Origin of the sequence: Micromonospora salmantinae (assembly GCF_022230905.1) — a bacterium.
In the GTDB taxonomy this organism is placed as follows: domain Bacteria; phylum Actinomycetota; class Actinomycetes; order Mycobacteriales; family Micromonosporaceae; genus Micromonospora; species Micromonospora salmantinae.
The window spans coordinates 70,067-80,627 of the sequence record NZ_JAKKFG010000029.1; the positions used below are offsets into that span (position 1 = coordinate 70,067).

The 10,561-nt window shown below is 73.7% G+C and carries 9 protein-coding genes and 1 pseudogene; 8 read left to right on the forward strand and 2 right to left on the reverse strand.

Annotated elements, in window-relative coordinates; genetic code table 11:
* The first annotated feature begins 1 nt into the window (after position 1).
* The 8 genes from PSH03_RS21755 (at position 2) to PSH03_RS21790 (ending at position 9,283) form a co-directional block, all read left to right on the forward strand.
* Positions 2 to 1,567 (forward strand): amidohydrolase, encoded by a 1,566-nt coding sequence (locus PSH03_RS21755; RefSeq protein WP_238690249.1) that lies wholly within the window; start codon positions 2 to 4, stop codon positions 1,565 to 1,567.
* A complete protein-coding gene (gene kamD / locus PSH03_RS21760; RefSeq protein ID WP_091398261.1) occupies positions 1,564 to 3,123 on the forward strand; it encodes a lysine 5,6-aminomutase subunit alpha in 1,560 nt (519 codons plus the stop codon). The genes PSH03_RS21755 and kamD overlap by 4 nt, the downstream gene beginning before the upstream one ends.
* Complete coding sequence (gene kamE / locus PSH03_RS21765) at positions 3,120 to 3,875, forward strand: lysine 5,6-aminomutase subunit beta (RefSeq protein ID WP_307850645.1); 756 nt, start codon at positions 3,120 to 3,122, stop codon at positions 3,873 to 3,875. The genes kamD and kamE overlap by 4 nt, the downstream gene beginning before the upstream one ends.
* Complete coding sequence (kal, locus tag PSH03_RS21770) at positions 3,872 to 4,279, forward strand: 3-aminobutyryl-CoA ammonia lyase (protein WP_238690250.1); 408 nt, start codon at positions 3,872 to 3,874, stop codon at positions 4,277 to 4,279. The genes kamE and kal overlap by 4 nt, the downstream gene beginning before the upstream one ends.
* A gap of 40 nt (positions 4,280 to 4,319) precedes the next feature.
* Positions 4,320 to 5,657, forward strand: coding sequence for a glutamate mutase L (locus PSH03_RS21775; RefSeq protein ID WP_238690251.1), 1,338 nt, complete (start codon positions 4,320 to 4,322; stop codon positions 5,655 to 5,657).
* A gap of 488 nt (positions 5,658 to 6,145) precedes the next feature.
* A complete protein-coding gene (gene lnt, locus PSH03_RS21780; RefSeq protein ID WP_238690255.1) occupies positions 6,146 to 7,840 on the forward strand; it encodes an apolipoprotein N-acyltransferase in 1,695 nt (564 codons plus the stop codon).
* A gap of 34 nt (positions 7,841 to 7,874) precedes the next feature.
* The gene (locus PSH03_RS21785; protein ID WP_238690252.1) at positions 7,875 to 8,684 is read left to right on the forward strand and encodes a polyprenol monophosphomannose synthase; all 810 of its coding nucleotides are present in this window, start codon (positions 7,875 to 7,877) and stop codon (positions 8,682 to 8,684) included.
* Positions 8,685 to 8,752: 68 nt separating this feature from the next.
* Positions 8,753 to 9,283, forward strand: coding sequence for an FxsA family protein (locus PSH03_RS21790; protein ID WP_238690253.1), 531 nt, complete (start codon positions 8,753 to 8,755; stop codon positions 9,281 to 9,283).
* A gap of 87 nt (positions 9,284 to 9,370) precedes the next feature.
* On the opposite strand, the gene PSH03_RS21795 is transcribed toward PSH03_RS21790, so the two are convergent.
* Both PSH03_RS21795 and PSH03_RS21800 read right to left on the reverse strand, forming a co-directional pair.
* Positions 9,371 to 9,712, reverse strand: coding sequence for an RNA polymerase-binding protein RbpA (locus PSH03_RS21795; RefSeq protein ID WP_091398247.1), 342 nt, complete (start codon positions 9,710 to 9,712; stop codon positions 9,371 to 9,373).
* 231 nt (positions 9,713 to 9,943) lie between these two features.
* Positions 9,944 to 10,561: pseudogene (locus PSH03_RS21800) on the reverse strand (hypothetical protein); the annotation flags it as partial.

The following is a 10,561-nucleotide window of genomic DNA, read 5'->3' on the forward strand; positions in this document are numbered from 1 at the left end:
CATGACGAACCCCTCGACGTTGTATCGCGGTGGAGTGCTGCACTGCCCCGCCGACCCGAGCGCCACCGCGCTGCTGGTGTCCGGTGGGCGGATTGCCTGGTTGGGGACCGACGGTGACGCGCCGTCGGCCGATCGGGTGGTGGACCTGGGCGGGGCGTTGGTGACGCCGGCGTTCGTCGACGCGCATGTGCACGCCACCGACACCGGGTTGGCGTTGTCCGGGTTGGCGTTGTCCGGGGTGCGCTCGGCGGGGCAGCTGCTCGACGCGGTGGCGGGGTTCGCGGCGGGTCTGCCGGCGGACGCTGTGGTGCTGGGGCATGGCTGGGACGAGTCGGGTTGGTCGGATCCGACGTTGCCGGACGCGGCGGCGCTGGGCCGGGCGGCCGGTGGTCGGCGGGTGTACCTGTCGCAGGCGTCGATCCATTCGGCGTTGGTGTCGTCGGCCCTGCTGGCGGCGTGCCCGCAGGCGGTGCAGGCGGCCGGGTACGACGCGTCGGGCTGGTTGCGGCGCGACGCGCACCACGTGGTGCGGGCGGCGGCGCAGGCTTCGGTGAGTCGGGCGCAGCGGGTCGCGGCGCAGCGGGTGGCGCTGGTCCACGCGGCGTCGTTGGGGATCGCTGCGGTGCACGAGTGTGGTGGCCCGGAGATCTCCGACGAGGAGGACTTCACCGCTTTGCTGGGCATCTCCGGTGCGGGGTTGCCGGAGGTGTACGGGTACTGGGGTGAGTTGGGTGGTGCGGCGCGGGCCCGGGAGTTGGGCGCTGTCGGCGCCGGTGGGGACCTGTTCGCCGACGGGGCGTTGGGCTCGCGCACGGCGCACGTGTCGCGGCCGTACGGCGACGGTGACGGCTGCGGGCACGGGTACCTGTCGGTCGAGCAGGTGCGCGATCACCTGTTGGACTGCGCGGCGCACGGCATGCAGGGCGGTTTCCACGCCATCGGTGACGCGGCGATCGGCACCGTCCTGGACGGGTTCGCGGCGGCGGCGCGGACGGTGGGGGTGGAGCGGTTGCGCGCGGCCCGGCACCGCATCGAACACGCGGAGATCATGAGTAAGGCGTTGATCGCGCGGTTCGTGGAGTACGGGGTGGTGGCGAGCATGCAGCCGGCGTTCGACAGGTTGTGGGGTGGCGCGGGCCGGATGTACGAGACGCGGTTGGGGTTGGACCGGTCGTTGGAGTCGAACCCGATGGGTGCGATGCACTCGGTGGGGGTGGCGTTGGCGTTCGGGTCGGATTCGCCGGTGACGCCGCTGGACCCGTGGGGGTCGGTGCGGGCGGCGGTGGCGCACCACAACCCGGCGCACCGGATGGGTGTGCGCTCGGCGTTCGCGGCGCACACGCGGGGCGGGTGGCGGGCGGTGCACCTGGACGTCGAGGGGGTCCTGGCGTTGGGTGCGCCGGCGACGTTCGCGGTGTGGTCGACGCCGGCGGGGGTGGAGCGGGGTCTGCCGGTGTTGCAGGCCGAGGACCCGGAGGCGCGGGGTCCGGACGATCCGACGCCGTTGCCGGTGTGCCGGCGTCTGGTGCTGCGCGGTGAGGTCATCTACGAGGAAGGGTCGTCATGACCGGGAAGCTTGATCTTGATCCGGTGCTGGTGGCGCGGGCGCGGGAGTTGGCGCGTCGGGCCGGGCAGCCGGTGGTGGACCTGGCGCGCAGCCACACCACGGTGTCGGTGGAGCGGGCGGTCCTGCGGTTGGCCGGGGTGACCGGCGCCGACCCGGACGGCATCCCGTGGGTGAACCGGCTCGTCGACGCGGTGGCCGCGGACGTGGGGTTGGGTCACGGGGTGGCGGTGCCGGTGTTCGACGCCCTGGTCCGCGAGGGCAGCACCGACGTGACGTTGCTGGCGCAGAAGGCCGCAGCCGGGTCGGTGCGGTTCACCCAGCCCACCGGGCGGGCGGCCACGGCGGCCCGGTCGGCGGCGCGTAAGGCGGTCGGCGCGGGCATTCGGCGCATCGACCGGCGGCGCGCCGAGCGGGACCGCCTCGTGAAGCGCCATGGCGACCCGGCGCAGCGGCCGTGGATCTACCTGATCGTCGCCACCGGTGACATCTACGAGGACATTCCGCAGGCGCAGGCGGCGGCGCGCGCCGGCGCGGACGTGATCGCGGTGATCCGTTCCACCGGGCAGTCGTTGCTGGACTACGTGCCCGAGGGCGCGACCCGGGAGGGCTTCGCGGGCACGTACGCCACCCAGGAGAACTTCCGGCTGATGCGTGCGGCGTTGGACGAGTCGTCGAAGGAGGTGGGCCGCTACGTGCGGTTGACCAACTACGCGTCCGGGCTGTGCATGCCGGAGATGGCGACCCTGGCCGGGTTGGAACGCCTCGACATGATGTTGAACGACTCGATGTACGGGATCCTGTTCCGCGACATCAACCCGGTGCGTACGTTCGTCGACCAGCGGTTCTCTCGGCAGGTGCACGCCCGCGCCGGGATCATCATCAACACCGGTGAGGACAACTACCTGACCACCGCCGACGCTGTCGACGAGGCGCACACGGTGACGGTGTCGCAGCTGCTCAACGAGTTCTTCGCGCACGAGGCGGGGTTGGCGGACTGGCAGTTGGGGTTGGGGCACGCGTTCGAGATCAATCCGGAGGTGCCGGAGTCGTTCCGGTTGGAGTTGGCGCACGCGTTGCTGGCCCGGGAGTTGTTCCCCGACGCGCCGTTGAAGTGGATGCCGCCGACGAAGCACATGACCGGTGACGTGTTCCGGGGCAATCTGCTCGACGGGTTCTTCAACCTGGCCGGTGCGCTGACCGGTCAGGGCATTCTGCTGGTGGGGATGATGACCGAGGCGGTGGTGACGCCGTGGTTGTCCGACCGGGACATCGCCCTGCAGAACGTGCGTTATGTCCTCGGCGCGGCCGGTGGGTTGCACGAGGACTTCGTGCCGGCGCCGGGCGGGTTCATCCGCCGTCGTGCCAACCAGGTCCTCGGTGAGGCGCTGGACCTGCTGGAGCGCATCGGGGAGCAGACGCTGCTGACGGCGATCGCCGAGGGCACCTTCGGGATCATGAAGCGGCCCGCGGATCGCGGCAAGGGCCTGTCCGGGGTGGCCGCGCACGAGGCCGACTACTGCAACCCGGCCACCGACATCCTGGAGGCCGCGGCGTGAGCGGGGAGAAGCAGATCGTGCGCCCGTACGGGGACACCACCGGTGACGGGATGGTGCAGGTGTCGTTCACCCTGCCGGTGACCCACGACAAGCGCGCCGAGGGCGCGGCGGTGCAGTTGGCCAACAAGATGGGCATCGACCCGGCGATGGTGGTGCACGCCAAGCCGATGGGCGACGGGTTCACGTTCTTCGTCGTCTACGGACGGGTCAACCACCTGGTCGACCTGGGCGCCGTGCAGGTGGTGGAACGTGACTTCGCGCTGCTGTCGGCGAAGGACGTCAACACGGTGATCAAGCAGCGGTTGCGGCGCAAGTTGTCGGTGGTCGGGGCGTGCATCGGCACCGACGCGCACACGGTGGGCATCGACGCGATCCTCAACGTCAAGGGCATCGCGGGGGAGAAGGGCCTGGAGTACTACCGGGAGTTGAAGGTCACCAACATGGGCGCGCAGGTCAGCGTGCCGGAGCTGGTGGAGACCGCCCGGGCGGAGAAGGCCGACGCGGTGCTCGTGTCGCAGGTGGTCACCCAACGCGACGCGCACCTGCACAACACCCGGGAGATGTCGGCGGCGTTCCGGGAGGCGATGCCGGCGGGGCGGCGGCCGCTGCTGATCGTCGGTGGTCCCCGCTTCGACGAGACGATGACCGACGAGTTGGGCGTGGACCGGATCTTCGGTCGGGGCACCACGCCCGGTGAGGTGGCCAGCTACCTCGTGCACGCCCTGATCACGCAACGGAAGGCGATGGCATGACCGACGCACGGCTCGGGTTGACGGTGACGCAGCGGCGGTATGTGCCGTACTCGCACGCCCACTACGCCGGCAACCTCGTCGACGGGGCGTACGCGCTGGGGTTGTTCGGCGATGTCGCCACTGAGGTGTGCATCCGCACCGACGGCGACGAGGGCCTGTTCGCCGGGTACGCCGACGTGCGGTTCCACGCGCCCGTCCATGCCGGGGACGTGGTCGAGGTGACCGCGCGGGTGGCGCGGCTGGGTACCCGCAGCCGCACCCTGGAGTTGAGTTGCGCGGTGGTGTGTCGGGGTCGCCCGGACCGCTCCGCGTCCGCCGCGGAGGTCCTCGACCCGCCGATCGTGGCGGTCACCGCGACCGGCACCGTGGTCGTCCCCGCCGCCAGCGTGAGTCGCGAGGAGTGAGCCGGGGTTGCGAGCCCCGCAGTCGCGAACAGGGAAACTCGTGACCCTGGCGGTCTGCGCCGACGTCGGTTCGACGTACACGAAGGTGGCGGTGGTGGACCTGGCCGCCGGTGTGCTGGCCGGCGCGGCGTCGGCGCCCACCACTGTGGGCACCGACGTGCTGCACGGCCTGGACGCCGCGGTCGCGGCGGCCACCGCCGGGCTCGGCGTGCGCGACGTTCCCTGGTACGTGTGCTCGTCGGCCGGCGGTGGGCTGCGCCTGGCCGTGATCGGCTACGAGCCGCTGGTCACCGCTCAGGCCGGCCGGCGGGTCGGGTTGTCCGCCGGCGCGCACGTGGTGCACGTCGCGGCCGGGCGGCTCGACGCCGCCGACCTGACGGCGTTGCGGGCGGCCCGCCCGGACGTGGTGCTGCTCGTGGGCGGCACCGACGGCGGCGACGCCGACACGGTCACCCACAACGCCACCCGCCTGGCCCGCGCCCGGTGGCGTCGGCCCGTGGTGTACGCGGGCAACGCCGACGTGCGCGAGCAGGTGACCGGGCTGCTGCGTGACGCCGGGGTGCCGGTCACCGACGCCGACAACGTCCTGCCGCGCATCGGGGTGCTCGCCCCGGCGTCGGCGCGGGCGGCGATCCGGGCGGTGTTCCTGCGCCACGTCATCGGTGGTAAACGACTGTCGAGGGGCGCCCGGTTCGCGCGGCTGGTGCGGGCGGCCACCCCCGACGCGGTGCTCACCGGTGTGGAGGTGCTCGCCGACACCCTCGGCGGCGACCTGGCCGTTGTCGACGTGGGTGGGGCCACCACCGACGTGTACTCGGTGCTCACGCCCGACGAGCGGGCCACCGGGCCGGGCCGGGAGGTCGCCGGCAGCCTGTGGCGGGCCCGCACCGTGGAGGGCGACCTGGGCATGCGGTGGAGCGCCCCCGGGGTGGTGCGGGCCGCCGCGGAGGAGCGGCTGCTCACCGCCGGTGAGGCCGACGACCTGGGTGCCGCCGCGGCGCGCCGGGCGGCCGACCCGGCGTTGCTGGCCGTCGACGACGTCGAGCGGGCCGTGGACCGGCGCATCGCCACCCTCGCCGCCACGGTGGCGCTGCGCCGGCACGCCCGGGGCGCCGCCACCGGTGAGCGGGCCGGGCGAGACCTGCGCGACGTGCGGATGCTGGTGGGCTCCGGTGGGGTGCTGCGGCACTCGCCGGCGGACGTGTCCGGGCAGGTGCTGACGGCGGTATTGGCCGACCACGCCGGCGGGTGGGCGCTGCCGCGCGCCGCCGCGGCGGTGGTCGACGCCGACTACGTGTTGGCCGCCGCAGGGCTGCTCGCCGAGGAGCACCGGGGCACCGCGCAGGCGCTGCTGCGTCAGCATCTGCGTACGCATTGAGACTCGCCGACCCGACACGCCGTGTCGCAACACACGACAGGCCGGCTGCGGGTTGACAACCGACGGGGGTCGGCACGTACCGTCTTTGAGTCCTACCACGGGAAGCGGCTGTTGTTCGCTTCGTCCCTTCGTCCGCTGGCCGAGCGACATGTTTGAGCGTCATCGTCGCGGCGGCCAGGTCCAGCGGGCGGGGGTCGGCGGGGCGGCGCGAACCGGCCGCGGTTACCGGTGTACGGGCAGGGTGAGGTGCACGGCCAGTAGACAACGGCCCGGCGGGGGCAGCCAGTCCACGTCCGGTCGGTCCGAAGGTCGTCGTGCCCCATTCTCGCCACACCGGCCGGGAAGGGCCTGGGAGCATCGGGGCGCGGCGCGAGCCGCGCCCCGATTTCATGTCCACCGGGCGGTTCGTGCCCGACGGCCCGACGCGGCCGGTGCACCCGCCGGCCAGGTAACCTTCGCCCCGTGATCGAGGTGAAGCGGTGACGACCCTGGACCGGGACGAGACGCACACCCCGGCGGCGCTGCCCCGGCCGGTCGTTCCCGGTCGGCCGCTGCCGCTGCGGGTCGCCGTGCCCCTGGCCGTGGCCGCCGGGCTGGCGCTGCTGGTGGCGTTCCCCCCGTACGGGGTGTGGCCGCTCGCGCCGGTCGGGGTGGCGTTGCTGGCCGCCGCCGCGCACCGGCGGCGGTTGCGCGCCGGCGCCGGCCTGGGCTTCCTGACCGGGGTGGCGTTGTTCGCCCCGCTGCTGGCCTGGACGAACCTGCACACCGGCTACCTGCCGTGGGTGCTGCTGTCGCTGCTGCAGGCCGGCTACCTGGCGTTGCTGGGCGCGGCCACCGCCTGGGTGTCGCCGCTGGTCGACCGCGCCCGCTGGGGGTGGCCGGCGCTGACCGGGCTGCTCTGGGTCGGGCAGGAGGCGCTGCGCGACCGCACCCCGTTCGGCGGGTTCCCGTGGGGGCGGTTGGCGTTCAGCCAGGACAGCTCGCCGCTGCTGCGCCTGGCCGCGCTGGGCGGCGCCCCGCTGGTCACCTTCGTCGTGGCCCTCATCGGCGGGTTGCTGGTCACCGCCGTCTGGCGGGGCTGGGTCACCGCCCAGCGCCCCGCACCTGAGCCCGCCACCACGGCGAGCGACGCCGTGCCGGGCGCTGAGGGCCCGCTGGAGGACCCTGCACGCGCCGGGGGTGCGCCGGGGCGGCGGTGGACGCCGGTGGTCGTACCGGCCGTCGTGGCCGTCGCGCTGACCGCCGGGGGTCTGCTGGTTCCGGTAGCCACCGCCGGGTCCGGCGCCACCGTCACCGTGGCGATCGTGCAGGGCAACGTGCCCCGGCTGGGCCTGGACTTCAACGCCCAACGGCAGGCGGTGCTCAACAACCACGTCGACGCCACCATCGAACTGGCCGAGCGGGTCGCCGCCGGGCAACAGCGGCGACCCGACCTGGTGGTGTGGCCGGAGAACTCCAGCGACATCGACCCGCTGCGCAACCCCACCGCCGGTGCGCGCATCTCCCAGGCCGCCGACACCATCGGCGCCCCGATCCTGGTCGGCGCGGTCCTGCTGGGCCCCGACGCCGGGCAGGTCCGCAACGCGGGCATCCTGTGGCGCCCCGGCACCGGCGCGGACCTCGAGCAGCTGTACACGAAACGCCACCCGGTGCCGTTCGCCGAGTACGTGCCGCTGCGCGACGTGGCCCGCATGGTCAGCAAGCAGGTCGACCTGATCCGCAACGACTTCGTGCCCGGAAGCACCCCGGGCGTGGTACGCGCCGGCCCCGCCGTGCTCGGTGACGTGATCTGCTTCGAGGTCGCCTACGACGAGGTGGTCCGCGACACCGTCACCGGCGGCGCGCAACTGCTGGTGGTGCAGACCAACAACGCCACCTTCAACGTGGCGGAGGCCCGCCAGCAGATGGCCATGGTGCGGTTGCGGGCGGTGGAGCACGGACGGCCGGCGTTGATGGCCTCCACGGTCGGGGTGTCCGGGTTCGTCGCACCCGACGGGCGGGTAAGCGATGCCACCGGGTTCAACACCCGGGAGGTCGTGGTGCGGCAGTTGCGGCTCGACGACGGACGCACCCTCGCCACCCGCCTCGGCTGGTGGCCCGAGGTGGCGCTCGCCGCGCTGGCCGCGGCGGCCCTGGTCGGCGCGGCGGTGCTGCGCCGGCGGCAGCGGGTCAGGCCCGGATAGCAACAGCCGGTACGCCGGCGGGAGCGGAGGAACCGTGATCCAGGCGACCGATACGATCCGACGCGCGGACGAGGTGCCCGGGGTGGGCCGGGTGCTGGTGGTGATCCCCACCTACAACGAGGCCGACAACATCGCCGTGATCGTGGGCCGGGTCCGGCGGGCCGCCCCGGCGGTGCAGATCCTCATCGCCGACGACAACAGCCCCGACGGCACCGGCGCGATCGCCGACGCCCTCGCCGACGGCGACGCGCACGTGCAGGTGCTGCACCGCCACGGCAAGCAGGGCCTGGGTGCGGCGTACCTGGCCGGGTTCGGGTGGGCGCGCGAGCGTGGCTACCAGGCGGTCGTGGAGATGGACGCGGACGGCTCGCACGCCCCGGAGGACCTGCCGGCGCTGCTGGACGCCGCCCGTGACGCCGACGTGGTGATCGGGTCCCGGTGGACCAGCGGCGCGCGGGTGCTCAACTGGCCGCTGCGGCGGCTGTTGCTGTCGCGTGGCGGCAACCTGTACGCGCGCCTGGCGTTGGGAATGCCCGTCTCGGACGCCACCGGCGGTTACCGGGTGTACCGGATCAGCGCGTTGGACGCCATCGACCTGGAGTCGGTGACGTCGCAGGGCTACTCGTTCCAGGTGGAGCTGTCGCGGCTGGCGCACCGGGCCGGGGTGCGCATCGTGGAGGTGCCGATCACCTTCGCCGAGCGGGAACGCGGCGACAGCAAGATGAGCCCGAAGATCGTGGCCGAGGCGTTGTGGCGGATCACCGCGTGGGGGGTGCGCGACCGGCGCCAGGCGGTACGCCGGGGCCTGCACGGCACCGCCACCGGCCAGGCACGGTGGCCGTGAGCGCGGCCGTGTCATGCTGGATGAGCGGAACACGTCCGTGGTGTCCGCAGGAATGGCGATGAGGTGAGATGCGCCGAGGACTGAGGTTCGTGCCGTTGGCCCTGTTGCTGGCGGTGGTGCTGGAGCTGGCGGTGTTCGTCGGCGTGGGACGGGCGCTGGGGTTCGGCGCGGCGGTGTTGCTGGTGTTCGCCGCGTCCCTGCTCGGGTTGGTGCTGCTGCGCCGCGAGGGGATGCGCGCCTGGCGTGGTTTCCGCGCCGCCGCGGCCGCCGGGCAGCCCCCGGGCGGGCAGGTGACCGACGGGCTCGTCGGGTTGGCCGGCGCGCTGTTGCTGGCGGTGCCCGGCCTGGTCAGCGGGCTGGTCGGGTTGCTGCTGCTGGTGCCGCCGGTGCGTCGACTGGCCCGCGCCGGGGTGCGCCGCGCCACCGAGCGGCGGGTGTCGTCGATGGTCGCCGGTGACCTGTTCGGGCCCCGCACGGTGCGGGTGCGCCAAGGTGCGCCGCAACACACCCCGCAACCGACTCCACAGCCGGAACAGCCGGTGGTGGTCGACGGCGGTCGGGCCATCGAGGGCGAGATCGTCGAGCCCGGCCGGCACTGAAGACCGGGCCACCTACCGCGCTGAGGACAGACATGACGGCGCCCCCGGGGAAAACCCCGGGGGCGCCGTCATCGTGCGTCGTGCGGCTCAGGCGCGGCCGCGGCGGGTCCGAACCTCCTGCAGGCGCTCCTCCAGGATGTCCTCCAGCTCGGCGATGGAACGCCGCTCCAGAAGCATGTCCCAGTGGGTACGCGGCGGCTTGGCCTTCTTCTGCTCCGGCTCGTTGCCGTCGACGAGTCGGGCGACGCTGCCGTCGAACTTGCATTCCCAGGTCGTCGGGACCTCGGCGTCGACGGCGAACGGCACCTCGAACTGGTGGCCCTTGGCGCAGAGGTACTCGCGGGTCTGACGCGGCGCGAGCTCCGTGTTGCGGTCGGATTCATAGCTCACCGCGCCAAGGCGGCTTCCGCGCAGCATACGCTCGCCCATGATCGACTTCCCCTCGTTCGTGGTGCTGGTCTTCTGGGTGTAACGGTGCGTCCCCGTCGAGCCATTCCCGCCCGAGGGCGTCAGGCGTCCACGGGTGGGCCGGGACCAAGGGTAGCCGGCCGGGACGCTCACCCGGTGAGGTGATCCCCAGGCGGGTCGGGACAACGGTGTGTGTCCGCTGCCACCGGGGAGGTTAACCGCCCGAGCCTACCGAAGGTTGCGCCACGATCGTCAGGCGGCGTCCCCGGGAGTGGCGGCGCCGAGGCGGGCCAGCGCCAACGCCAGGTCACTGACCTGGTCGCCGAGCTGCGCCACCCGCCGCTGGGCCAGGTCCCGGTCGGTCTCGGCGGCGTCGAGCCGTACCGTCAGGGCGGTGCGGTGACCCTCGGCGGTCGCCGCGGCCTGCCGGGCCACTGTCAGCTCGGCGGTGAGGGTGTCGCGCTGGGCGGCCAGGGCCGCCACCTCCGCGCGCAGCCGCGCGGCCAGCTCCGCGGCCTCCTGCCGGGCGTCGTCGGCCTGCCGGGCGACGACCTCGGCGCGGTCGCGGGCCCGGTCGGCCTGCTCACGCGCCCGGGCGGCGTCGGCGGCCTCGGCGCGGGTCCGCGCCGCGTCGGCGCGGGACTGCTCGATCTGGCGGCGGACGTCCTGCACCTCGGCCTGCCACCGACCGGCCCGCTCGGTCGCCTCGGCAGCGGCCCGGCTGGCCCGTTCGGCCTCGGCGCGCAGCGCGTCGCGTTCCACGCTCAGGTCGGCCACCCGCTGCCGTTCGGCGTCGCGCTCGATGCGCAGGTCCCGTGCCTCGACGCGGGCCTGGTCGCGGTCGCGCTCGGCCTGGGCGCGCAACGCCTC